Raw genomic sequence first — 23299 nt, forward strand, 5'->3', positions numbered from 1 at the left:
TGCGCCGTGCGGGCGTTCGCAGTTAGACTGCTCCCTCGGGTCTTTTTTTATCAGGCGTCCAGGCTTTGCTGGAGCAGCCCTTTTAGATAGTCGGCCATGACCCCTTGGCCGACATCGTCTGCGATGAGGTCGTTGCGGACCTCGATCATTACATTGCGCAAGCCGTTCGAAAGCCCGTGCAGGATCAGCGTGTGGGTCACGCCGTCCTCGGGCCCGTAAGGCTGATTGCGTTCCGTCCTGTAAAGCGGCGCCTCGGCCGCAGCCTCCAGCATGCGGTCGGCGAGCCGGCTGTCCTCATCGTGCAATATGCCGAGTTCGACGGCGCGTTCGCGGCCGTGATAGACCGGCGTGAAGCTGTGTATCGTCACGATGATGCTGTCCTGCCCCCTCGCCCGGCGATCGCGGATCAGCCCGCGAATGGCGTCGTGAAAGGGCACGTAGAGCGCGTCGGTGCGCGCCAGGCGTTCTTCGGCGGTCAAATCCGTATTGCCGGGAACGGCGTAGATCTCGCTTTTCTCAGGCATGGCGCCCGGTGAACTCGGCGGCCGGTTGCAATCGTAGATCAACCGGGAGAAGCGCTGGTAGACGAGCGTCGCATCGAGCCCTTCCGATATGCCGCGGGCGACGGAAAGAGCTCCCGGGTCCCAGGCAATGTGGCTCGAGAGCGCTTCGCTGGGCAGGCCAAGATCGCCGAAGTGAGCGGGCAGCACATTCGAAGCGTGCTCGCAGACAAGCAACACCGGGCTCCGGCCGCCGACACGCTCGATCCCGACGCAGTCGCCGTCCGCTTCGCTGAGGATTTTCGGCCCGGCCAGCACCAATGGCGCCACTCCTATCCCTTAACAAATTCCTTATGAAGAAAAGAATTCTTCAGGTTTCGATCACTGTCAAGCGTCGACTGAAAATTTCTTTTCATGACAGCGGTTGACATGGATTATGACAGCGTTCTTAATTTGAGTGGGAAAGTGGCGCCAGACCATCCCGGGGAGCATAGATACGTGACAGTTGCGTCGAAGACGGTTTCAGACGTCATACACTCGCATTTCGGGGTGTTGACGCGTGCCGAGAAGCAACTGGCCGAAAGCCTTCTCGACAACTACCCGGTGTCCGGTCTCGGCAGCATCACCACGATCGCCGAGAATGCCGGCGTTTCGACGCCGACCGTCGTGCGCATGGTGCAGAAGCTCGGCTTCAAAGGCTATCCGGACTTTCAGGCGCATCTGCATCTGGAGGTGGAGGCGACGATCTCCAACCCGATCGCCAAGCACGACCGCTGGGCTCAGAACGCGCCCGGCACCCATATCCTCAACCGTTTCGCCGATGCCATCATGGGCAATCTGCGCCAGACGCTGACCGATCTCGACACCGCGACTTTCGACAGCGTCGCCTCGCTGCTGTCGGACCGCAAGCGCGGCCTCTATTTCGTCGGCGGCCGCATCACCGGCGCGCTTGCCGAGTATTTCTTCACCCACATGCAGGTGATTCGACCGGCGACGACACTGCTGTCGTCGAACTCCAGCAGCTGGCCGCAATATGCCCTCAACATGAATGCCGGCGACATCCTGATCATCTTCGACATCCGCCGCTACGAGCAGGAGATGGTGAGCCTTGCCACTGCCGCCCGCAAACGCGGCGCAGAAATCGTCGTCTTCACCGACCAGTGGAGTTCGCCCGCCGCCAAGCTCGCCCGGCATGCCTTCCGCGTACGGATCGAGGCGCCATCAGCTTGGGATTCCTCCGTCGTCACCCTCTTCATCGTCGAAGCGCTCATCGAGGCCGTTCAGAATTCCACCTGGGACGAGACGAAGGAGCGCATGAAGACGCTTGAGGGCTTGTTCGAGCAGACCAAGCTTTTCCGCAAACCGGGTTAGGAGGGACAAGACAAACAGGGGGAACACGGACAGATTTTCGCGGAAACAGGTAGTGCCGTCGCAAATAAAACACGTGTCGCAAACGCCTGCTATTCATAGCAAAGTTAACGTCATCCAGCCGTCACACAAGCTTCATGTAAGCTGAGTAACAGCATCGCCAGACACTGAAAACCCGAAGGAGAACAACAGTGATCTCTAACATTTCTCGACTTCTGTCGCTCTCTACTGCGATGATCGTGGCTTCGACCGCGATTGCCGCCGCCGAGCCGAGCGCTGAACTTATCGCCGCCGCCAAGAAGGAAGGCACGCTGACGACGATCGCTCTTCCGCACGACTGGTGCGGCTATGGCGACGTCATTGCCGGCTTCAAGGCCAAGTATGGCCTCGAGGTCAACGAACTGAACCCGGATGCAGGTTCGGGCGACGAAGTCGAAGCCATCAAGGCCAACAAGGGCAATACCGGCCCGCAGGCGCCTGACGTCATCGACGTCGGCCTCTCCTTCGGTCCGTCTGCCAAGAAGGACGGCCTGATTCAGCCTTATAAGGTTTCCACCTGGGACTCGATCCCGGATACGGCCAAGGATCCCGAAGGCTACTGGTATGGCGACTATTACGGCGTTCTCTCGTTCCTCGTGAACAAGGATCTCGTCAAGGAATCGCCGGTCGACTGGGCCGACCTGAAGAAGAGCGACTACGCAAACACCGTTGCTCTGGCAGGCGATCCGCGCACCGCCAACCAGGCTGTTCAGGGCGTGTATGCCGCTGGTCTTTCCGCATCCGGCGGTGACGCGGCCAAGGCAGGCGAAGAAGGCCTGAAGTTCTTTGCCGAACTGAACAAGGCCGGCAATTTCGTACCTGTCGTCGGCAAGGCGGCTCCGTTCGCACAGGGCTCGACGCCGATCATCGTCGCTTGGGACTACAACGCCCTGTCCTGGGGCCAGAGCCTCAAGGGCAACCCTCCGTTCGAGGTTGTCGTTCCGAAAACGGGCGTCGTTGCCGGTGTCTACGTTCAGGCGATTTCCGCCTTCGCTCCGCATCCGAACGCTGCCAAGCTCTGGATGGAATACCTTTATTCCGACGAAGGTCAGCTCGGCTGGCTGAAGGGCTATTGCCACCCGATCCGCTTCAACGATCTTGCCAAGAACAACAAGATCCCGAAGGACCTGCTCGACAAGCTGCCGCCGGCAGCAGCCTATGAAAAGGCTGTCTTCCCGACGCTCGAAGAGCAGGCCGCCGGCAAGGAAGCCATCACCAAGAATTGGGATTCGGTCGTCGGCGCCAGCGTCAAGTAATCTCTAATCCTGCCTCCCCGCCGCATAGGCGGGGAGGTTCTCTCACTCCGACGCCCCAGGATAAGCTTTTCCATGAGCACGGTTTCAACGCCTATGGTGAGCAGCGCCCCCTTGATCAACAGAGATCGCGTGATCGACTGGCTGGGCATTGCACCCTTCATTATCTTCTCCCTGCTGTTCCTGATCATCCCCACGCTTTATCTTGTGGCGGGCGCATTCCTGACCCCCGAGGGCCACCTAACGCTGAAGAATATCGGCGATCTCTTTACCCCCTCGATCATCAGCGCCTACTGGATCAGTATCCGTGTCTCGGTGGCGTCGGCTCTCGGCGGTGCGCTGATCGGCTTCTTCCTCGCCTGGGCCGTCGTGCTCGGCGGCCTGCCCGCCTCCGTCCGCTCGACGCTTCTGACCTTCTCCGGCGTCGCCTCGAATTTCGCCGGCGTCCCGCTCGCCTTCGCCTTTCTGGCAACGCTCGGCCGCACCGGCCTCGTGACGGTTTTCCTGCGCGAATGGTTCGATTTCAACCTTTACAGCACCGGTTTCAACCTACTGTCCTTCCTCGGCCTCACCATCACCTACATGTATTTCCAGATCCCGCTGATGGTGCTGATCCTGACTCCTGCGCTCGACGGCATGAAGAAGGAATGGCGCGAAGCCTCGCAAATCCTCGGCGCCACCAACCGCCAGTACTGGACGATGGTCGCGCTGCCGATCCTCTGGCCGAGCCTGCTCGGCACGACGCTGCTGCTCTTCGCCAACGCCTTCGGCGCCATCGCCACCGCCTTCGCGCTGACCGGCAGCTCGCTGAATATCGTGCCGATCCTGCTCTATGCGCAGATCCGCGGCGACGTCCTGCACAATGCCAATCTCGGTTACGCCATCGCGCTCGGAATGATCGTGATCACCGGCGTCTCCAATGTCCTGTACCTCATGCTGCGCATGCGCGCCGAACGGTGGCAGAAATGAAGGCGCAACGTCTCGGAGCCTGGATCGCCATTATTCTGGGCGCGTCCTATTTCATCATTCCGCTAATCGGCACCATTGAATTTTCGCTGCGCATGCGCCGCGGTGAATACAGCCTCGATGCCTATCAGTCGGTCTTCTCGGACGCCCAGTTCCGCGAGACCTTCGGCTATTCCATGATGATGGCCCTCCTGACCATTGTCTTCGGCATGCTGCTCGTCGTGCCGACGGCCTACTGGGTGCGGCTGCGGCTGCCGCAGATGCGCCCGGTCGTCGAATTCATCACGCTGCTGCCGCTGGTCATTCCGGCAATCGTCATCGTCTTCGGCTATCTCAGGATGTACAATTCGTCGTCCTACCTGCCGCTGACGGGTTCGACGACCGGCACCAATATCCTGCTGGTTTTCTCCTACATCACACTGTCGCTGCCCTATATGTACCGCGCCGTCGATACCGCCATGCGCGCCATCGACGTCCGCACCCTGACGGAAGCGGCAGAGAGCCTCGGCGCTCGCTGGACGACGATCATGTTCAGATGCATTTTCCCGAACGTCATGAGCGGCGTGCTGTCGGGCGCCTTCATCACGCTGGCGATCGTCATGGGCGAATTCACCTTCGCCGCCCTGCTCAACCGCCCGGCCTTCGGCCCTTACCTGCAGCTTGTCGGCGCCAACAAGGCTTATGAGCCTTCGGCACTCGCTGTCATCGCCTTCTCGATCACCTGGCTCAGCATGGGCCTGCTCAACCTCGTTTCTCGCTTCGGCAAAGCCCGCCCGGCAAAGGCTTAAGGTAACTGGCTCATGTCCTTTCTCACACTGAACAACATTCAGAAATCCTTCGGCCCGGTTCAGGTCGTCAAAAACTTCAATATGAACATCGAAAAGGGAGAGTTCGTCTCCTTCCTCGGACCGTCGGGCTGCGGCAAGACGACCGTTCTGCGCATGATCGCCGGCTTCGAAACCCCGACCGGCGGCACGTTGACCATCAATGGCAAGGACCAGAGCGCGCTGAAACCGAACCAGCGCAACATCGGCATGGTCTTCCAAGCCTATGCACTGTTTCCAAATATGACGGTGCACGACAACGTCGCCTTCGGCCTCAAGGTCGCTGGCGCTCCAAAGCCGGAGATCGACGCCCGCGTCAAGGAAATGCTTGGCCTGATCAAGCTCGGTCACCTGGCCGACCGCTTCCCTTACCAATTGTCGGGTGGCCAGCAGCAGCGTGTCGCTCTTGCCCGTGCGCTAGCCGTCAAGCCGCAGGTGCTGCTGCTCGACGAGCCGCTCTCCGCACTCGACGCCAAGATCCGCGTGTCGCTGCGCGAGGAAATCCGCGCGATCCAGCAGCAGCTCGGCATTACCACGGTTTTCGTCACCCACGACCAGGAAGAGGCGCTGTCGATCTCCGACCGCATCGTCGTCATGAATGCCGGCAAGGCCGACCAGATCGGTTCGCCCTTCGAGATCTACAACACGCCGGCAACGCGCTTTGTCGCCTCCTTCGTCGGCACGCTGAACCTCATCGAAGCCAAGGTCGTCGATCCCGACGCCAACCGCATCCAGATCGGCGATCAGGCCATCACGCTGAAGCAGTCGGTCGCAGCCCACAAGGCCGGCGAGACAATCTCGCTGGCGCTACGCCCTGAAGCAGGCTCGCTCTCCGACAGCGTCAGAAGCGATACCGCGCTCACCGGTCAGGTCGTCTCGGCCCACTTCCTGGGGTCGGTCATCCGCACCCGCATGAATGTCGGCGGCAATGTCATTTCTTTCGACATGTTCAACAGCCCCGGCACCACGCCGCCGCAGGCCGGCGAAACGGTGACCCTGCGTTTCATGGCGGCCGATCTGCTGGTCATCCGGGACTGAGTTTGACAAACCACTCATGAAAAAGGCGCCGCAAAAAGCGGCGCCTTTTTTATTGTTCGGACGAAACCGTATCGCGATCGTTCAGAATCAATTGCCGCGCTTTTCTGCACCGCGCGCTCCGAAGGCCGAAAGGTCAGAGGTCCATCGGCCAGGTGTCAGAGAGGCGATAGCCGGCCTGGAACGGATCGGCCGGATCGACCATGAGCTGCTTCGTGCCGATGACCCATGCACGACCCGAGATGATCGGGATGATGCCAGACTTGCCGTTGATGTCGACTTCGCTATCGATGCTGCAGTGGAACTCCGTGTCCAACAGCGAGGTGCCTACGAATTTTTCGCCTGCCTTGATCTGACCCTTGGCGTGAAGCACGGCCATGCGAGCCGAACATCCCGTGCCGCAGGGAGAACGGTCTATTTTGCCCGGACGGATGGCGACCGCATTCTTGCCCCAGAACACGCCACCCCTCTTTTCGACCGGATCGGTGATCTGGCAGAAGGAGATGTGGCCCCAGTCATTGCCCGGGTGCTTGAAGCCGAGCTGCTCATTGGCGGCTTCGGTGATCTTGACGCCCATGCGGGCGATATCGCGGGCGTGGTCCGATCGAAGGCTGAGCCCTATGGATGCCGCATCGACGATGACGAAGCTGTCCCCGCCATAGGCCGTGTCGACCGTGACCGTGCCGATACCTTCGACCTCAATTCTGGCATCGAGCATATCGGCAAAGGACGGGACGTTGCGGACGCGGATGCGTTCGGCCTTGCCGTTGCGGCACTCGGCCTCTACCTCGATCAGGCCACCCGGAGGCTCGAGGATCATGCGGGTGATGGGTTCCTGCATCGGAATGATGCCCGTATCGAGCAGCACTGTTGACACGCACATGGAGTTTGAACCCGACATCGGAGGCGTGTCGGCCGGCTCCATGATGATCCAGCCCATCTGCGCCTTGGGGTTCTTCGGCGGGACGAGCAGGTTGACGTGGCGGAACACGCCACCGCGAGGTTCGTTCAATACGAAGTTTCTCAGCGTCTCATCCTCGGCAATCCACCGCGACTGCTCCCACACCGTTGCGCCGGGAGGCGGCGCAACGCCGCCAACGATGACGTCACCCACCTCACCTTCCGCATGGCAGCTGACGATATGCACGATCTTGGATGTACGCATTTGATGTTCCCCGCACCTGTTCTTCGAAGCTGGAGCAGTCCGACAAAACCGTACAGCAATCTTGCGGCCGAAATTGCAGGAAAGCAAAGCTGTGGAGGTCACACTCTTCAGCTTGGAATAACGTATACGATCTACGATAACAGAGTCAAGTTAGAGCCGCCTCAGGGCGACGGCAGAACGCGAGCAGAAAGGAGATCGTGCTGCGGTAAGCAGCGACGACGATATTCCGGCGGCGCCAGCCCGACGCCAACCGCATCCAGATCGGCGATCAGGCCATCACGCTGAAGCAGTCGGTCGCAGCCCACAAGGCCGGCGAGACAATCTCGCTGGCGCTGCGCCCTGAAGCAGGCTCGCTCTCCGACAGCGTCAGAAGCGATACCGCGCTTACTGGCAAGGTCGTCTCGGCCCACTTCCTGGGGTCGGTCATCCGCACCCGCATGAATGTCGGCGACAACGTCATTTCTTTCGACATGTTCAATAGCCCCGGCGTCACCCCGTCGCAGGCCGGCGAAACCGTGACGCTGCGTTTCATGGCGGCCGATCTGCTGGTCATCCGCGACTGAGGCTTGCGACACCGCGCATGCAAAAGGCGCCGCGAAACGGCGCCTTTTTCATTTCAGGCCCGCCGACTTATCAGCAATCGTGATGCAGCCATCACGACAAAGCACTTGAACTCTTTCAACTCAGTGCCAGAAGGTGAGCAAGCCGATGGGCCGGGCAGCCGTCCGCCCGGCGTTTTACGCGATGGGATATGTCAATGATTACCTGCCACCTGCGTTATGTGATCGATCCGTACAAGCTTGCCGAATTCGAGGAATATGCCCGGCTCTGGATTCCGATCGTCAACAGGATGGGCGGCACCCATCACGGTTATTTCTTGCCATCCGAAGGCGCCAACAACATTGCCGTCGCCTTGTTTTCCTTCCCGAGCCTTGCTGCCTACGAGGACTACCGCACCCGCATGGCCAGCGATCCGGAATGTCAGGCGGCTTTCGAGCTCGACAAACGCAACCGCAGTATCGTCAGCTATGAACGTAGCTTCATGCGGCCCGTGCTCGGCTGATCGAATTCGTGCACTCCGATAATGCATGTCGCCCGGAAGTGTGCAGCGGTTCCGGGACAACGACATACATCAAAACAAAGAGTTAAAGCGCGTCGCATGAATTAGATTTGACGCGACGCGCTTGAAAAGCCCCGCACGCGGCGCTTTTTTGTTCTTTCATGCGCTCAGCGGATCGCCCGGTCGTCCGCATCGAAGCGGTGCACGCGCGCCTGATCCGGCGTTGCATAAACGATCTCGTCCGGCTCGTACTGGTGTTCACCGAACAGGCGGGCCGTCAGCAAGCCACACTGGTCGGATTCCAGATAGATGATCGTGTCGGCGCCGAGATGCTCGACATGCACGACCTTCGCTGCCCAGCTCCCCTGATCACGCGATAGCGTCACATGTTCGGGACGCACGCCGATCGTCTTGGCGCTGTGATCGCCGACCTTTTCGGCTGCGATGAAATTCATCTGCGGCGAGCCGATGAAGCCAGCAACGAAGACGTTCGCCGGACGATTGTAGAGTTCCATCGGCGAGCCGATCTGCTCGATCGCGCCGGCATTCAGCACCACGATCTTGTCGGCAAGCGTCATCGCCTCGACCTGGTCGTGGGTGACGTAGATCATCGTCGCCTTCAGGCTGCGGTGCAGCCGGGCGATTTCAAGGCGGGTCTGAACACGCAGCGCAGCGTCGAGGTTCGACAGCGGCTCGTCGAACAGGAAGAGTTCCGGTTCGCGCACGATGGCGCGGCCGATCGCAACGCGTTGGCGCTGACCGCCGGATAATTCGGCCGGCCGCCGCGCCAGATAGGGGGCGAGCGACAGCATGCCCGATGCCTTGCCGACTCGGCTGTCGATCTCGCCCTTCGGCGTACCCGCCTGCTTGAGGCCGAGGCCCATATTGTCCTTGACCGTTAAGTGCGGATAGAGCGCATAGGACTGGAACACCATGGCGATGCCGCGCTTGGCCGGCGGCGTCAGCGTCTCGTCGCGGCCGTTGATGACGACGGCGCCCGAGGTGACGTCCTCGAGGCCCGCAATACTGCGCAACAGCGTCGATTTTCCGCAGCCCGAGGGGCCGACGAAGATGACGAATTCGCCGTCCTCGACCTCGAGGTCGATACCTTTCAGCACCTCATGCGTGCCATAGGTCTTGCGGATGGATTTGAGTTGAAGCGATCCCACTGATTTTTCCTTACAATCTGACCGGCTGGCCGGTGCGCACGCTCTCGTCGGCGGCAAGGCAGATGCGCAGCGACGCCACCGCATCCGCCATATGGCGATCGAGGTTCAGACCCTCACGGATCGCCCTCAGCACGAAGGCCTGTTCCAGGTCGCAGAGCGCCTGATGACCGGGCTCGCCCGTCATCCTCATATCCTGGTCGGGCCGGATGAACTTGCCGTCCGGGCCGGTTTCGGCCGTATGCAGACGGATCACCGACGTCTTGGTGTGCGTATCGATATCATCGGACTTGGCGTTCGGATCCATGACGATCGACACCGCGCCCTTCGGCGACATGACATCCTTGACGAAGAAGGCGGTCTCCGAAATCATCGGTCCCCAGCCGGCCTCGTACCAGCCGACCGAACCGTCCTCGAAGAGCACTTGCAGCTGGCCGTAATTATACATGTCGGCGGCGATCTCGTCGGACAGCCGCAGCCCCATGCCGCGCACCTCGACGGCCCTCGCATCGGTGATCTGGCACATGACGTCGACATAATGCACGCCGCAATCGACGATCGGTGAGGTGGTTCGCATCAGCGACTTGTGTGTCGCCCAGGTCGGACCGCTGGACTGCTGGTTGAGGTTCATGCGGAAGACGTAAGGCGGGCCGAGTTTGCGCGCCTCCTCGATCAGTCTCGTCCAGGACGGGTGATGGCGCAGGATATAACCGATCACCAGCTTGCGCCCCGCCGTCTTCGCCGCGGCGACCACACGCTCGGCGTCGGCAACGGTCGTCGCCAGCGGCTTCTCCACGAAGACATGGCAGCCGGCCTCGAAGGCAGCGACGGCATAATCGGCATGGCTGTCGGAATAGGTATTGATCGAGCAGAGGTCCGGCTTCAGCTCGGCAAGCGCCGTTGTGAAGTCGGGATGGATCGAATAGGCCTGCAGCTCGGGCTCCAGCTTCGGCCTCGAGCGGTTGACGAGACCGACGATCTCGAAGCCGGGATTGTTGTGATAGGCGAGCGCATGGCTGCGACCCATATTGCCGAGGCCGGCAACGAGGACGCGGATCGGTTTGTCCTGGCTCATTTGACGGCTCCTGACGTAATGCCGCGGATCAGCTGCCGCGAGAAGATGACGTAGAGGATGAGGATCGGCAGGATCGCCAGCGACAGCGCCGCCAGCACCGCATTCCAGTTGGTGACGAATTGGCCGATGAAGATCTGCGAGCCGAGCGTTACCGTCTTGGTGGCCTCGGAGGGCGCCAGGATCAGCGGGAACCAGAGATCGTTCCAGATCGGGATCATGGTGAAGACGGCGACCGTCGCCATGGCAGGGCGCACCAGCGGCAGCACCAGGCGGAAGAAGATCGCATATTCGGAAAGGCCGTCGATGCGCCCGGCATTCTTGAGATCATCCGAAACCGTGCGCATGAATTCCGACAGGATGAAAATCGCCAGCGGTATGCCCTGCGCGGTATAGACGAGGACCAGCGCCGTCAGCGTGTTGACGAGACCGGCCGCCACCATGCCCTGCAGGATCGCCACCGTGCCGAGACGGATCGGGATCATGATGCCGATTGCCATATAGAGCCCGAGCAGCGTATTGCCGCGGAAGCGGTATTCTGAAAGCGCGAAGGCCGCCATCGCTCCGAAAAGCAGCACTAACAGGATCGAGACGATCGTGACGATGAAGCTGTTCTGGAAATAGGTGGCGAAATCGCCCTGCCCCAGCACCGTCTGGTAGCCGACGAGGCTGAAGGTCGACGGCGTCGGCACCATCAGCGGCTCGCGGAAGATCGAGGCGCGATCCTTGAACGAGTTGACCACGGTCAGGAAAACAGGAAACAGCGCGACCAGCGTATAGGCGCCGAGCGCCAGATGCACGAGGCCGGTGCGGATGGGAGATGTGCGTGCCTTGGACATGCGCGCTCCTCAGAACTGGTAGCGACGCATGCGCCGCTGGATGACGAAGAGATAGAGCGAGACGCCGGCGAGAATGATGAGGAACATCACCGTGGCGATCGTCGCGCCCATCGAGCGGTCGCCGAGCTGAAGCTGGAAACCGAAGAAGGTGCGGTAAAGCAGCGTGCCGAGAATATCTGTGGACATATCAGGTCCGGCCAACGCCCCCTGCACCGTGTAGATCAGGTCGAAGGCATTGAAATTGCCGACGAAGGTCAGGATCGAGATGATGCCGATCGCCGGCAGGATGAGCGGCAGCTTGATCTTCCAGAACTGGGCCCAACCGGTGATGCCGTCGCATTCGGCCGCCTCGATCACCTCTTCGGGGATGCTGAGCAGCGCGGCATAGATCAGCATCATCGGAATGCCGATATATTGCCAGTTCGAGATCAGGGACACAGCGATCAGCGCCGAACCAGGCTTGCCGAGCCATGGCGCGAACAGGAATTTCAGCCCGATGAGATCGAGCATCCAGGGCGCCACACCCCAGATCGGCGACAGGATCAGTTTCCAGATGAAACCGACGATGACGAAAGAGAGCAGCGTCGGCAGGAAGATCGCCGTGCGATAGAAGGCGACGCCGCGCAGCTTCGGCACCGAAAGCAGGGCGGCAAGCGCCACGCCGATCGGGTTCTGCACGCACATGTGGATGACGAAGAAGATCAGGTTGTTGACCAGCGCATTCCAGAAATCATGCGCCCAGCGCGCATCGCCGAACAGCACCTTGAAATTCGCAAAGCCGACGAAGGCCGGCTGACCGTCGACGATATTGTAGAGCGAAAGCCTGAGCGTTTCGATGAGCGGCAGCACCATGACGGCGGAATAGACGATCACGGCGGGCAGCATGAAGACGAAGATGTGCCAGCGCACCGGGCGCTTGATCGGGACGATATCGGCCGCGTTGTCGGTGTGGCTCATGGCGTTTGCCTGTTCTCGTCGACTGGCCGCAATCCTGCGGGCGCAGATGGAAGATGGTGCGCCTCACCCGAACTCTCTGCCGACGGGAGAGAGAGGCAATGCCCTGCTGGGATGCTAAATCGGGCTGAGAGGTCGCTGCGAGTCTCCTTCTCCCCGCGAGCGGGGAGAAGGTGGCCGGCAGGCCGGATGAGGGGCAGCACACGCCGCCCCTCATCACATCACTTGGCCGGCTTGTACCAGCTGTCGAGGCCCTTCTGGAGCTTTTCGGCAGCGACCTTCGGCGTATCGGTGCCGTTGATCACGTTGGCCGACTCGACCCAGGTCTCGTTTTCAAGGTTCGGCGTGCCGCGCGACAGGATCTGATAGGTCGAGCGCACCGTCGACTTGTACGGGCCGCGCCAGGAAACGAATTCCTGAGCGAGCGGATCGGACATCTTGACCGGGTTGGAGTTCAGGCTGAAGAAGCCCGGCAACGCGTTGGCGTAGATATCGGCGAACTCGGGCGAAGCGACCCAGCTGAGGAATTTCTTGGCTTCCTCGGCATGCGTGCTCTTCGCGTTCAGGGCAACGCCGATATCGGGATGGTCGGAGATGTAGCCGGTGTCACCGGCCTTCGGAACCGGCGGCGGGAATGCGCCCATCTTGAACTGGGCCTGCGTGTTGAACAGCGCGATTTCCCAGGAACCGGCCGGATAGATCGCGGCGCGGCCGAGCGTGAAGAGGTTCTGGCTGTCCGAGTAGGTCTGGGCTTCGAAGCCGTCCCCGAGATAGGGCTTCCACTTGGCAAGCTCCTCGTAGGGCTTGACCCAGTCGGCGTCCGTCAGCTTCTGCTTGCCGGCGATAAGCGCTTCGCGGCCCTCTTCACCCTTCCAGTAGTTCGGGCCGATGTTCTGGTAGCCCATGGTCGCGGCTTCCCAGAGGTCCTTCGTGCCCATGGCGAGCGGAATGTAGGTGCCGTCGGCCTTGATCTTGTCGAGCGCTGCGTAGAACTCGTCCTGCGTCTTCGGCACCGAGATGCCGAGCTTGTCGAAGGCATCCTTGTTGTAGATGAAGCCGTGGATGACCGAAGCCATCGGGACGCAGAAGGTCGACTTGCCGTCGTCGGTCGTCCAGGCGGCCTTGGCGACCGGTGAGAAGTTCTCCATACCAGGCAGGCTGGTGATGTCGACCAGCTGTTTCTTGTTGAAGAGTTCGAGCGAAGCGTCGAACGGACGGCAGGTGATGATATCACCTGCGGAACCGGCATCGAGCTTGGCGTTCAGCGAGGCGTTGTATTCGGTCGGCGCGGTCGGCGAGAAGACGATCTTGATGCCCGGGTTCTTCGCTTCGAAAGCCGGGATGATCTTTTCCTGCCAGATCTGCAGGTCGTCGTTACGCCAGCTTTCCACAGTCAGCGTGACGTCGGCGGCATGGACGAGACCGGCCGAAGTCAGCAGGCTGGAGGCAAGCAGAAAGCTTTTCAGAGCAGTGTTTTTCATTTCCCTCTCCTGTGTTTTAAGCGCCGGAAGGCGCTGTTTTCGATCTGAAACAAGCGTTGGCGTGCCTGAGGAAACACCCAATGCCCCTTGGAGGACCGCCAGCACCTGCCGGCCCCGAAAGCTCGATGACCGTGAAGGCGGATCGCCTGCGGCCGGACTGCGCCCTACCGATGACCTGCATCGGGCGAGCAAAGTTCATCGGGAAAAGCCGATGGATGCTGAACTTCGCCCCCAGCCTGACGGGCCGGCGGGCCGTTTCTCGATCATCCTCGAAGCGGTTCCGGCTTGGTTTGACCTGCCGGTTTTCGTGGGCTTCGATGCGCTGTTCCCTTTTGCCGAATTAAGTCCAAAAAAATACCAATTGTCCAGCCGATTTTAACTTTTCGGCGGTCAAAAATTCAATTAAAAATTTTATCCAACAAAATCAACACGATAAAAAGCTATATTTTCTCCACGGTTTCCCCTTGGTAAATGGTATTTTTTTGGTATTGTAATAAAAACCATGGGGAACGGCGTATTCGGAGGCCCGATGACAGAGCTTGCAATCGGCATAGACGGCGGCGGAACGAGCTGCCGAGCAGCGGTCGCAGATAGAAACGGCAACATTATCGGCCGCGGCAAATCAGGCCCCGCCAATATCCTGTCCAATCTGGAAAATTCTCTTCTCAACATCGTCGAATCTGCCCGCCAGGCGTTACACGATGCCGGGCTTGCCGCGGAAACCATCTCGTCCGTTGCATCGGTCGTCGGCGTCGCCGGCGCCAATGTCACGGATTACGGCCAGCGAATCGAAAAGGCCCTGCCCTTTGCCGAAGGCCGCGTCGTCACCGATGCGCTGATTGCCCTGCAGGGCGCACTCGGCGATGCCGACGGCATCGTCGGCGCCTTCGGCACCGGCTCGGTCTATAATGCCCGCAGGAACGGTCGGCTGAACGGCATCGGCGGCTGGGGCTTTATCGTCGGCGACCAGGCAAGCGGCGCCCGCCTCGGCCGCGACCTGATGGAGCGATCGTTGCTTACCCATGACGGCGTACGCCCGGCTTCACCCATCACACAAGCGATCCTGGCCGAATACGGCAACGATCCTGAACGCATCGTCGAATTTGCCCATTCGGCAAGACCGACGGATTTTGCCCGCTACGCGCCCGTCGTCTTCGAACATGCGGCCAAGGGCGATGCTGTCGCGGCCGGCATCGTCAGGGATGCGGCAACGGCGATCGGCGACAGCCTTGACGCGCTGCTCTGGCCGGAATGCCCATCGATCTGCCTGCTCGGCGGGCTTGCGGAAGCCTATGCGCCGTGGCTTTCCGAACGCTATAAGTCACGACTTGTCAGGCCGAAGGGCGATGCGCTACAGGGTGCGGTCGAACTTGCGGTAAAACTCCTCAACGACGGGCAGAGAGGTGCGGCATGACCGACGACCTCGCCACTCTCCTTTCCTTGCAGCGCCTGCAGGCGGCCGGCACCGGCCCGCTCTACGTCAAGCTGCGCCGCACACTCGAGGAAGCCGTGCGCACCGGCACGCTCGGCCATGGCGATGCGCTGCCGCCGGAACGCGACATCGCCGAATTTGCCGCCGTCAGCCGGGTTACCGTGCGCAAAGCGATCGACGAACTCGTTGCCGACGGCCTGCTGGTGCGCCGCCATGGTTCCGGCACCTTCGTCGCCAAACCGGTCTCGAGGGTCGAGCAGCGCCTGTCGCAGCTCACCTCCTTCACCGAGGATATGGCGCGCCGCGGCATGTCCTCCCGCTCCGAATGGCTGCACAAGGGCGTCCACACCCCCTCACCCGACGAGATGATGATTCTCGGCCTTGGCACCGACGTGAAGGTTTCGCGCCTCTCGCGCCTGCGCATTGCCGACGACCAGCCGCTGGCAATCGAGAACGCCAGCGTTTCCGGCGAATTCCTGCCCGATCCCTCAGTCGTCACCAATTCGCTCTATGCCGAACTCGAACGCCTCCAGGTCCGCCCCGTGCGCGCCGTGCAGCGCATCTCGGCGACCAATATGAAGGAAGCCGACGCCCAGCTTCTCGGCGTCTCCGTCGGCGCCGCCGGCCTGTCGATCGAGCGCATCTCGTATCTCGGCTCCGGCCGCGCCGTCGAATTCACCCGCTCGCTCTATCGCGGCGACGCCTATGATTTCGTCGCCGAGTTGACGATCGGGGTGACGTAAGTCTTACCAGAAGCGGACGATCCAAACCGGTTTAATTTCGTCAATTATTGAGCGGCATCAAAATCATAAAGCCGGAAAGTGAACCACTCCCCGGCTTTCGATCGTTGAATTATTCTTTGAGCACGCCGCCCCAAGCGATTGCAAAGACTCGGCAAATCAGGCGGCGTCCTCGATCTCCTCGCCCGTCTTGCGCGGCACGTAGTTGAGCACCGGCCCGAGCCAGCGTTCGACTTCGGAAACTTCCATACCCTTGCGCTTGGCATAGTCTTCCACCTGATCGCGTTCCACCTTGGCGACGCCGAAATAATAGGAGTCGGGGTGGCCGATATAGAGGCCGGAGACCGATGAACCCGGCCACATCGCATAGCTCTCCGTCAGCTTGACGCCGGCCGCCTTTTCCGCATCGAGCAGCTTGAAAAGCGTTGCCTTCTCGGTGTGATCGGGCTGGGCGGGATAACCGGGCGCCGGCCGAATACCGGCATAGGCTTCGGTAATGAGATCCTCTTTGCTGAGCGTCTCATCCTTCGCATAGCCCCAATATTCGCGGCGCACCTGCTCATGCATGCGCTCGGCGAAGGCTTCGGCGAAGCGGTCGGCCAGCGCCTTGACGAGGATCGAGGAGTAATCGTCATTCGCCCGTTCGAAACGCTCGGCGATGGCGATTTCCTCGATGCCTGATGTCACCACGAAGCCGCCCATATAATCAGGCACACCGCTCGAAACCGGCGCGACGAAATCGGAGAGCGCCACGTTCGGCCGCCCGTCCCGCTTCGAAAGCTGCTGGCGCAGCATGTAGAAGGTGGCGAGCTCCCGGCTGCGGCTCTCGTCTGTGAACAGGCGGATGTCATCGCCGACAGCACCGGCCGGCCAGAAGCCGATGACGGCGCGCGGACGGAACCACTTCTCGTCGACGATCTTCTTGAGCATCGCCTGCGCATCGGCCCAGAGCGTACGCGCCGCCTCACCCTGCTTCTCGTCCTCGAGAATGGCGGGGTAACGGCCGCGCAGTTCCCAGGTCTGGAAGAACGGCGTCCAGTCGATATATCGCGCAAGCTCGGCCAGATCGTAGTCTTCGAACACCCGCGTGCCGAAGAATTGCGGCTTCGTCGGCTGGTAGCCGGACCAATCGACCTTATGCGCATTCTCGCGAGCCCGCGGCAATGGCAGGCGCACCTTCTCGGCTTCACTGCGCGCATGAGCGGCCGCCACCTTGGCATATTCGGCCCTTGTATCGTCGACATAGCCCTGGCGCGCGTCCGGCGACAGTAGCGCCGAGACGACGCCGACGGCGCGGCTCGCATCGGTGACGTAGATCGCCTGACCCTTGTTGTAGCCGGGATGGATCTTTACGGCCGTATGGACGCGGCTGGTTGTCGCCCCGCCGATCAGCAGCGGGATCTCGAAGCCCTGCCGCTCCATCTCGGCCGCGACATGCACCATCTCGTCGAGCGACGGGGTGATCAGGCCGGAAAGACCGATGACGTCGACCTTTTCGGCGATCGCCGTTTCCAGGATCTTCGTCGCCGGCACCATGACGCCGAGGTCGACGATCTCGTAATTGTTGCAGGCCAGCACGACGCCGACGATGTTCTTGCCGATATCGTGCACGTCGCCCTTGACCGTCGCCATCAGGATCTTGCCGGCCGAGCGACGTTCCTCGCCGCCGTTCAGGCGCTTTTCCTCTTCCATGTAGGGCAGCAGCACGGCGACCGCTTGCTTCATGACGCGCGCCGACTTGACCACCTGCGGCAGGAACATCTTGCCCGAGCCGAACAGATCGCCGACGACGTTCATGCCTGCCATCAGCGGCCCTTCGATGACATGCAGCGGCCGGGCGGCCTGTTGGCGCGCCTCCTCGGTATCGGCTTCGATATATTCGGTGATGCCGTTGACCAGCGCATGTTCGAGCCGCTTCTCGACGCTCCATTCGCGCCAGGAAAGGTCCTGGACCCGGCCTTCTTTTGCTCCGGCGCCACGGAAACGCTCGGCGACTTCAAGCAGCCGCTCGGTGCCGTCGGGCCGGCGGTTCAGCACCACGTCCTCGCAGGCCTCGCGCAGTTCCGGATCGATGTTGTCGTAGACCGCCAGTTGGCCGGCATTGACGATGCCCATGTCCATGCCCGCCTGGATGGCGTGGTAGAGGAACACGGCATGCATCGCCTCGCGCACCGGCTCGTTGCCGCGGAACGAGAAGGATAGGTTGGAGACGCCGCCGGAGATATGCACGAGCGGCATGCGCTCACGGATCGTCCGCGTCGCCTCGATGAAGTCGACGCCGTAATTATTGTGCTCTTCGATGCCGGTGGCGACCGCGAAGATGTTCGGGTCGAAAATGATGTCTTCGGGCGGAAAACCGATCTTTTCGGTCAAAAGCTTGTAGGCGCGTGTGCAGATTTCCACCTTGCGCTCATAGCTGTCGGCCTGCCCCGTCTCGTCGAAGGCCATGACGACGACGGCGGCGCCGTAATTGTGCAGCAGCCGTGCCTGGGCGAGGAAATTCTCTTCGCCTTCCTTCAGCGAGATCGAGTTGACGATCGGCTTGCCCTGCACGCGCTTCAGGCCGGATTCGATGATCGAGAATTTCGAACTGTCGATCATCACGGGCACGCGGGCGATGTCGGGCTCGGCGGCGATCAGGTTGAGGAACTCGACCATCGCCTTTTCGGAATCGATCAGGCCTTCGTCCATGTTGATGTCGATCACCTGCGCGCCGTTCTCGACCTGGTCGCGCGCGACATCGAGCGCTGCGGTGTAGTCGGCATTGGTGATCAGCTTGCGGAACTTCGCCGAGCCGGTGACGTTGGTGCGCTCGCCGACATTGACGAAGGGAATGTCCTTGGTCAGCTCGAAAGGTTCGAGACCCGACAGCGACATGAAGGGGCGATGCTCGGGAAGCGGCCGCGGCTTGTACTTGGCGACGGTCTCGGCGATCGCGCGGATATGTTCGGGCGTCGAGCCGCAGCAGCCGCCGACGATGTTGACCAGGCCTTCGCGGGCGAAGCTGTCGATCTGGGCCGCCATCAGCTCCGGCGTTTCGTCATACTGGCCGAATTCGTTCGGCAGGCCGGCATTCGGATAGGCGCAGATGAAAGTATCGGCGACGCCGGAAAGCTCCTGTAGGTGCGGGCGCATCGCATTGGCGCCGAGCGCACAGTTGAGGCCGATCGTGAAGGGATTGGCGTGGCGCACCGAGTTCCAGAAGGCCGACGGTGTCTGGCCGGAGAGCGTGCGGCCGGAAAGGTCGGTGATCGTCCCGGAGATCATCACCGGCAGGCGCACGCCCTTGGCCTCGAAGCGCTCCTCGCAGGCGAAGATCGCCGCCTTGGCGTTCAGCGTGTCGAAGATCGTCTCGATCAGAATGATGTCGGCGCCGCCGTCGATCAGGCCGTCGATCTGTTCGCCGTAGGCCGAGCGCAGATCGTCGAAGGTGACGGCGCGGAAACCGGGATTGTTGACGTCGGGCGAGATCGAGGCGGTGCGGTTGGTCGGGCCGATGGCGCCGGCGACGAAGCGGCGGCGGCCATCCTCGCGCTCGGCGCGCTGTGCTGCCCGGCGGACGATCTCCGCACCCTCCTTGTTGAGGTCGTAGACAACCCCTTCCATTGCGTAATCGGCCTGCGCGATGCGGGTCGAGGAGAAGGTGTTGGTCTCGAGAATATCGGCGCCGGCCATGGCGTATTTGTAATGGATCTCTTCGATCGCATCCGGCTGGGTTAGGATCAGAAGGTCGTTATTGCCCTTCTGATGGCAGGCGCAGCCGATGAAGCGGGTGCCGCGGAACTGGTCCTCGTCATAGCCGAGCCCCTGGATCTGCGTGCCCATGGCGCCGTCGAGGACGAGGATGCGCTCGCTGGCGGCTTTGCGCAGCGCTGCAAAAACTTCATTGCCGTCACGTTTGCCCGTTTCCGGACCAAAGAGAGTATCGAACACGGGAGGGCTCCTTGACGTCGTAAGACCAGACAGTTCAAATCACATAAAGATATCTTTATGTCAATATATGCCTGTCGATTTCGTGCTTTGCAAGTCTGGGCGGATGACAGGCGTGAACGGCCTCTATATAGGCATTTCAAAAGCATCGCCCACGAAATCGGAGGAAGTGTCATGGCACCCGTGCTTGGAAACTGGACGAGCCGCGCCTATCATCGCGGCTGGCTGCTCGCCCAGGCAAACGGCCTCTTCGATTTCTTCCAGCATAATTCGGTCAACCCGAAGGGCGGCTTCTACGATCTCGACGACACCGGCAAGCCGCTGGACGCCGAGGGCCAGGTCCGCAGCATCCATATCGCCGCGCGCGCGGTGCATTGCTTCTCGATCGGCACGCTGCTCGGCCGCCCGGGTGCTGCCGACCTCGTCGACCACGGCATGGACTATCTCTGGAACCATCATCGCGACCGCAAAAACGGCGGCTATTTCTGGTCACTGAACAATGACGGCCCGGTCGATACCAACAAGCAGGGTTATGGCCACGCTTTCGTGCTGCTGGCCGCCTCCTCCGCCAAGACGATCGGCCATCCGCTGGCCGACGGCATGCTTGCCGACATCACCGAAATCCTCAACACCAAGTTCTGGGAACCGCGCCATGGCGCCATCGCCGAGGAATTCACCGCCGACTGGCAGCCGCTCGACGGCGGCGCCTATCGCGGCCAGAACTCCAACATGCATCTCACAGAAGCGCTGATGGCCGCCTTCGAAGCATCAGGCGACCGGGACTACCTGACCAAGGCCGAAAGCATCGCCGATCTCGTCATCCGCCGGCAGGCGGGTTCCGTCGACTGGCGCGTCGCCGAGCATTTCGACGCCGACTGGAACCTCGACAAGCAATATTATCATCCGAACGAAATGTTCCGCCCGGCCGGCACGACGCCCGGCCACTGGCTGGAATGGGCCCGCCTCATCCTGCAGCTCTGGGCGCTCGGCGGCAAACGCATCGAATGGATGCCGGATGCGGCCAAGGCGCTCTTCGAGCAATCGATGGCGCTCGGCTGGGACAATGACAAGGGCGGCTTCTTCTATACGCTCGACTGGAGCGACAAGCCCGCCAAGCGCAACAAGCTCTGGTGGCCGGCCTGCGAGGGTGCTGCCGCCGCGCATTTCCTCAACGAGCATCTGCCGAGCGACGACCACGAGGAATGCTACCGCAAGATCTGGAACGTCATCGAACGCGCCTTCATCGACCACAAGAATGGCGGCTGGCACGAGGAACTGACCGAGGATCTCGTTCCCGCCCATTCGCTCTTCCCCGGCAAGGGCGATATCTACCACGCACTGCAGGCCTGCCTCATCCCGCTCTTCCCGGCAACCGGCAGCCTGACAAAGGGGATCACTGAGGCCGGCGGCAAGCTCTAAAGCGTGTCGCGATCTTTCAGATTCGCGTGTCACGCTTTAGGTCTTTGTGTGCGCATGTCTTTATCGCAAAACCGCTGCACACTTTTGCGAGACATGCTCTAAGCGTCAGTAACCCGGCGCCCGCAGTTCGGCGCTCGGGTTGCGCTGGAACCATTCGACATCCTCGTTGACGCGGTCGAGTTCGTCCTGCACGTCGCGCTGGTCGCGGCGGATGTCGTGCATGTCGTCTTCCAGATCCTCGATCCGCCGGCGCAGTTCCGACCTGTCGCCGTCCTTCGCGTCCTTCAGCCTGTCGGAGAGCTCGTCGATCTCAGCCTCCTTGGAGCTGTAGTCGTTCTGCATCGAATTGAAGCGTTCCTGCAGCCCGTGCTGCTTACCGCCGAGGTTGAAGCCGCGCAGGAAGCCCGAAGCGGTTTCCGGCGGGCAGACATTGGCGTAGCCGCTGCCAGCCTGGCCGCGCGCCAGGCCGCTCAGCGGCGTGCAGTAGCGCACGAGGCCGGACTGATATCCCTGGAACCAGATCGTCTGATCCGGCACGATCTTCACCCGCTCGCAGGATTTCGCATGGGCGGCGAAGCGCTGCTGCGGCTCGTAACCCGCCGCACCGTCGCTCTCGCCGATCACCGCCAGTCGGCGGCGACACATTCCTCCTTGGAAAGCGTGTTGCAGGAGGCAAGAAAAAGACCGAAACCGATGGCGGCGGCAAGCGCGAGGAACAAGCGGATCATGGCGTCCCGGGAAGGTTAGGGAGGGCGATGCCGCACCTTACCCACAGGACAAGGCCGCGTCACCGGAGCGGCGGCGCGATTTTGCACTTTTCATGGCTTTTTTCTGTCGAAATTACGGCGGAGACTCGCTCAGAGCGGGGCGAGCCGCAGCGTATCCAGATCCTTCGCCAGTATCAGCGCCAGCGCCTCGACCACGAGATTGTGGTCGTCGCGCTGCGGCAGGCCGGAAACAGTGACCGCGCCGATGCAGCCGGTGCCCCTGACGTTGATCGGGAAACTGCCGCCATGCGGCGCATAATCGGCGCCGGAAAGGCCGTTATCCTCGACCGTCTTGCCGTCCTTGCCGAGCTTCAGGCCGGAGGCATAGCTGCTGCGGAAATAGCGCAGCACCATGTTGCGCTTGCGCCTGACCCAGTTGACGTTATCGGGCGTCACACCGGGCAGTGCCGCATAGAAGACCGGCATCGAGTGCAGTGTCACGTCGATAGCGACACCGAGGCCTCGCTCGGTGGCGAGTTCCTGCAGGAGCTTGCCGAGCTGCCATGCCGTCGTCAGGTCGAAAGCATCGAAGCTCAGCGCCTTCTCCTGCTCTGCGATCCGGCTGAGATCCTGTTCGATTGTCATGGATAAGCGCTCCTCTGCCGTGATGATCCGCTGCGACCATTCTCGCCGGAGGCAGAAAAGTAAAGCAAAAACTTGGAGCTACCGAAGCCTCAGAGCTTCGGCGTCAGCATCTCGAAACGGTCGCGTGTTGTGGCGCAGGTATCGCCGCCGAGCCGCGCGATGGCGTCGATCGCGGCCGGATCGACATGCAGCCGTTCCGGATCGACGACGCCGTCGCGGTAATGCGCATAGACGATCTCGCCCATGACGATCTGCCGCGAGCGGCCGAGCTCCAGCGTCACATGCCGCCGGCATTCGAAGGCGGCCGGCGCCTCGGCAATCCAGGGTGACGCCACCTTCTCGCCCGGCATTGCCGACAATCCCGCCTCTTTCAGTTCGTCGACGCCGCGCGGATAGCGGGCGCCGCAGACATGCATAGCCTCAGCGATGGCGAAAGAGACGATATTGACGGTAAAAACCTCGGTCATGCGGATATTGTGGCCGGTGTCCTTGAACGACATGTCGGCATTGTTCTCAACGCCGATCGCGAGGATAGGCGGGTCAGCCGACAGGCAGTTGAAGAAGCTGAAGGGGGCGGCGTTGATCCGGCCGTGTTCGTCGACCGTCGTCACCAGCGCGATCGGCCGCGGAATGATCGTGCCGATCATCAGCTTGTAACGCTCGCGCTCGGAAAGCTCTGTGAAGTCGAAGGAGATAGCCATGGC

Annotated in this window: 20 protein-coding genes and 2 pseudogenes; 11 read left to right on the forward strand and 11 right to left on the reverse strand. The window is 61.4% G+C overall.

Going from position 1 to position 23299, the window contains the following annotated elements:
- Nucleotides 1-50: 50 nt before the first annotated feature.
- Nucleotides 51-821, reverse strand: a complete 771-nt coding sequence (locus AMK05_RS15300) for an N-formylglutamate amidohydrolase (RefSeq protein WP_064839770.1) — start codon at nt 819-821, stop codon at nt 51-53.
- A 177-nt stretch (nt 822-998) separates the two neighbouring features.
- Between AMK05_RS15300 and AMK05_RS15305 the strand changes: the two genes are divergently transcribed.
- The 5 genes from AMK05_RS15305 to AMK05_RS15325 all read left to right on the forward strand — a co-directional run bounded on the left by AMK05_RS15305 (nt 999) and on the right by AMK05_RS15325 (nt 5988).
- Nucleotides 999-1871 carry a MurR/RpiR family transcriptional regulator gene (locus tag AMK05_RS15305; RefSeq protein ID WP_049733682.1) on the forward strand — a complete coding sequence of 291 codons (873 nt, stop codon included), beginning with the start codon at nt 999-1001 and terminating at the stop codon, nt 1869-1871.
- Between the two features lie 188 nt (nt 1872-2059).
- Nucleotides 2060-3163, forward strand: a complete 1104-nt coding sequence (locus AMK05_RS15310; RefSeq protein WP_049733683.1) for an ABC transporter substrate-binding protein — start codon at nt 2060-2062, stop codon at nt 3161-3163.
- Between the two features lie 72 nt (nt 3164-3235).
- The gene (locus AMK05_RS15315; protein ID WP_064839772.1) at nt 3236-4129 is read left to right on the forward strand and encodes an ABC transporter permease; all 894 of its coding nucleotides are present in this window, start codon (nt 3236-3238) and stop codon (nt 4127-4129) included.
- The gene (locus AMK05_RS15320) at nt 4126-4914 is read left to right on the forward strand and encodes an ABC transporter permease (RefSeq protein WP_003593296.1); all 789 of its coding nucleotides are present in this window, start codon (nt 4126-4128) and stop codon (nt 4912-4914) included. The genes AMK05_RS15315 and AMK05_RS15320 overlap by 4 nt, the downstream gene beginning before the upstream one ends.
- A gap of 12 nt (nt 4915-4926) precedes the next feature.
- Entirely contained in the window at nt 4927-5988 is a 1062-nt protein-coding gene (locus AMK05_RS15325) for an ABC transporter ATP-binding protein (RefSeq protein ID WP_064839775.1), read from the forward strand.
- A 133-nt stretch (nt 5989-6121) separates the two neighbouring features.
- On the opposite strand, the gene AMK05_RS15330 is transcribed toward AMK05_RS15325, so the two are convergent.
- Nucleotides 6122-7150: a trans-3-hydroxy-L-proline dehydratase gene (locus AMK05_RS15330; protein WP_064839777.1), complete on the reverse strand. Its 1029-nt coding sequence runs from the start codon at nt 7148-7150 to the stop codon at nt 6122-6124.
- A 239-nt stretch (nt 7151-7389) separates the two neighbouring features.
- On the opposite strand from AMK05_RS15330, the pseudogene AMK05_RS33390 reads away from it, so the two are divergent.
- Nucleotides 7390-7713, forward strand: a pseudogene (locus AMK05_RS33390) (TOBE domain-containing protein); the annotation flags it as partial.
- Nucleotides 7714-7907: 194 nt separating this feature from the next.
- Complete coding sequence (locus AMK05_RS15335) at nt 7908-8213, forward strand: NIPSNAP family protein (protein WP_012758329.1); 306 nt, start codon at nt 7908-7910, stop codon at nt 8211-8213.
- Between the two features lie 164 nt (nt 8214-8377).
- Here the strand turns inward: AMK05_RS15335 and AMK05_RS15340 are convergent, their stop codons facing one another.
- The 5 genes from AMK05_RS15340 to AMK05_RS15360 form a co-directional block, all read right to left on the reverse strand.
- The gene (locus AMK05_RS15340) at nt 8378-9379 is read right to left on the reverse strand and encodes an ABC transporter ATP-binding protein (protein ID WP_064839779.1); all 1002 of its coding nucleotides are present in this window, start codon (nt 9377-9379) and stop codon (nt 8378-8380) included.
- 10 nt (nt 9380-9389) lie between these two features.
- Nucleotides 9390-10451: a Gfo/Idh/MocA family protein gene (locus tag AMK05_RS15345; protein ID WP_064839781.1), complete on the reverse strand. Its 1062-nt coding sequence runs from the start codon at nt 10449-10451 to the stop codon at nt 9390-9392.
- Nucleotides 10448-11287: a carbohydrate ABC transporter permease gene (locus AMK05_RS15350; RefSeq protein WP_064839783.1), complete on the reverse strand. Its 840-nt coding sequence runs from the start codon at nt 11285-11287 to the stop codon at nt 10448-10450. The genes AMK05_RS15345 and AMK05_RS15350 overlap by 4 nt, the downstream gene beginning before the upstream one ends.
- A gap of 9 nt (nt 11288-11296) precedes the next feature.
- Nucleotides 11297-12244, reverse strand: a complete 948-nt coding sequence (locus tag AMK05_RS15355) for a carbohydrate ABC transporter permease (RefSeq protein WP_064839786.1) — start codon at nt 12242-12244, stop codon at nt 11297-11299.
- A 218-nt stretch (nt 12245-12462) separates the two neighbouring features.
- Entirely contained in the window at nt 12463-13722 is a 1260-nt protein-coding gene (locus tag AMK05_RS15360) for an ABC transporter substrate-binding protein (RefSeq protein WP_064839787.1), read from the reverse strand.
- Between the two features lie 211 nt (nt 13723-13933).
- Between AMK05_RS15360 and AMK05_RS35255 the strand changes: the two genes are divergently transcribed.
- The 3 genes from AMK05_RS35255 to AMK05_RS15370 all read left to right on the forward strand — a co-directional run bounded on the left by AMK05_RS35255 (nt 13934) and on the right by AMK05_RS15370 (nt 15897).
- Nucleotides 13934-14101 (forward strand): hypothetical protein, encoded by a 168-nt coding sequence (locus tag AMK05_RS35255; protein ID WP_171899791.1) that lies wholly within the window; start codon nt 13934-13936, stop codon nt 14099-14101.
- 150 nt (nt 14102-14251) lie between these two features.
- Complete coding sequence (locus tag AMK05_RS15365; RefSeq protein WP_064839789.1) at nt 14252-15136, forward strand: N-acetylglucosamine kinase; 885 nt, start codon at nt 14252-14254, stop codon at nt 15134-15136.
- The gene (locus tag AMK05_RS15370) at nt 15133-15897 is read left to right on the forward strand and encodes a GntR family transcriptional regulator (protein WP_064839791.1); all 765 of its coding nucleotides are present in this window, start codon (nt 15133-15135) and stop codon (nt 15895-15897) included. The genes AMK05_RS15365 and AMK05_RS15370 overlap by 4 nt, the downstream gene beginning before the upstream one ends.
- A gap of 156 nt (nt 15898-16053) precedes the next feature.
- Here the strand turns inward: AMK05_RS15370 and metH are convergent, their stop codons facing one another.
- The gene (metH, locus tag AMK05_RS15375; RefSeq protein WP_064839793.1) at nt 16054-19827 is read right to left on the reverse strand and encodes a methionine synthase; all 3774 of its coding nucleotides are present in this window, start codon (nt 19825-19827) and stop codon (nt 16054-16056) included.
- A gap of 171 nt (nt 19828-19998) precedes the next feature.
- Here metH and AMK05_RS15380 point away from each other — a divergent pair, with 171 nt between their 5' ends.
- Complete coding sequence (locus AMK05_RS15380) at nt 19999-21243, forward strand: AGE family epimerase/isomerase (protein WP_064839795.1); 1245 nt, start codon at nt 19999-20001, stop codon at nt 21241-21243.
- A gap of 105 nt (nt 21244-21348) precedes the next feature.
- On the opposite strand, the pseudogene AMK05_RS15385 reads toward AMK05_RS15380, so the two are convergent.
- The 3 genes and pseudogenes from AMK05_RS15385 to AMK05_RS15395 form a co-directional block, all read right to left on the reverse strand.
- A pseudogene (locus tag AMK05_RS15385) lies at nt 21349-21971 on the reverse strand (DUF2799 domain-containing protein).
- Between the two features lie 129 nt (nt 21972-22100).
- Complete coding sequence (locus tag AMK05_RS15390) at nt 22101-22595, reverse strand: heme-degrading domain-containing protein (RefSeq protein WP_064839797.1); 495 nt, start codon at nt 22593-22595, stop codon at nt 22101-22103.
- 89 nt (nt 22596-22684) lie between these two features.
- Nucleotides 22685-23296 (reverse strand): flavin reductase family protein, encoded by a 612-nt coding sequence (locus AMK05_RS15395; RefSeq protein WP_064839799.1) that lies wholly within the window; start codon nt 23294-23296, stop codon nt 22685-22687.
- Nucleotides 23297-23299: the final 3 nt, after the last annotated feature.

The organism is Rhizobium sp. N324, assembly GCF_001664485.1.
Lineage (GTDB): Bacteria > Pseudomonadota > Alphaproteobacteria > Rhizobiales > Rhizobiaceae > Rhizobium.

Coding starts and splice junctions, on each gene's coding strand:
- AMK05_RS15315 (WP_064839772.1), top strand. CDS start 3,236: ATGAGCACGGTTTCAACGCCTATGGTGAGCAGCGCCCCCTTGATCAAC.
- AMK05_RS15320 (WP_003593296.1), top strand. CDS start 4,126: ATGAAGGCGCAACGTCTCGGAGCCTGGATCGCCATTATTCTGGGCGCG.
- AMK05_RS15325 (WP_064839775.1), top strand. CDS start 4,927: ATGTCCTTTCTCACACTGAACAACATTCAGAAATCCTTCGGCCCGGTT.
- AMK05_RS15330 (WP_064839777.1), bottom strand. CDS start 7,150: ATGCGTACATCCAAGATCGTGCATATCGTCAGCTGCCATGCGGAAGGT.
- AMK05_RS15335 (WP_012758329.1), top strand. CDS start 7,908: ATGATTACCTGCCACCTGCGTTATGTGATCGATCCGTACAAGCTTGCC.
- AMK05_RS15345 (WP_064839781.1), bottom strand. CDS start 10,451: ATGAGCCAGGACAAACCGATCCGCGTCCTCGTTGCCGGCCTCGGCAAT.
- AMK05_RS15350 (WP_064839783.1), bottom strand. CDS start 11,287: ATGTCCAAGGCACGCACATCTCCCATCCGCACCGGCCTCGTGCATCTG.
- AMK05_RS15355 (WP_064839786.1), bottom strand. CDS start 12,244: ATGAGCCACACCGACAACGCGGCCGATATCGTCCCGATCAAGCGCCCG.
- AMK05_RS15360 (WP_064839787.1), bottom strand. CDS start 13,722: ATGAAAAACACTGCTCTGAAAAGCTTTCTGCTTGCCTCCAGCCTGCTG.
- AMK05_RS35255 (WP_171899791.1), top strand. CDS start 13,934: ATGGATGCTGAACTTCGCCCCCAGCCTGACGGGCCGGCGGGCCGTTTC.
- AMK05_RS15365 (WP_064839789.1), top strand. CDS start 14,252: ATGACAGAGCTTGCAATCGGCATAGACGGCGGCGGAACGAGCTGCCGA.
- AMK05_RS15370 (WP_064839791.1), top strand. CDS start 15,133: ATGACCGACGACCTCGCCACTCTCCTTTCCTTGCAGCGCCTGCAGGCG.
- AMK05_RS15380 (WP_064839795.1), top strand. CDS start 19,999: ATGGCACCCGTGCTTGGAAACTGGACGAGCCGCGCCTATCATCGCGGC.
- AMK05_RS15390 (WP_064839797.1), bottom strand. CDS start 22,595: ATGACAATCGAACAGGATCTCAGCCGGATCGCAGAGCAGGAGAAGGCG.
- AMK05_RS15395 (WP_064839799.1), bottom strand. CDS start 23,296: ATGGCTATCTCCTTCGACTTCACAGAGCTTTCCGAGCGCGAGCGTTAC.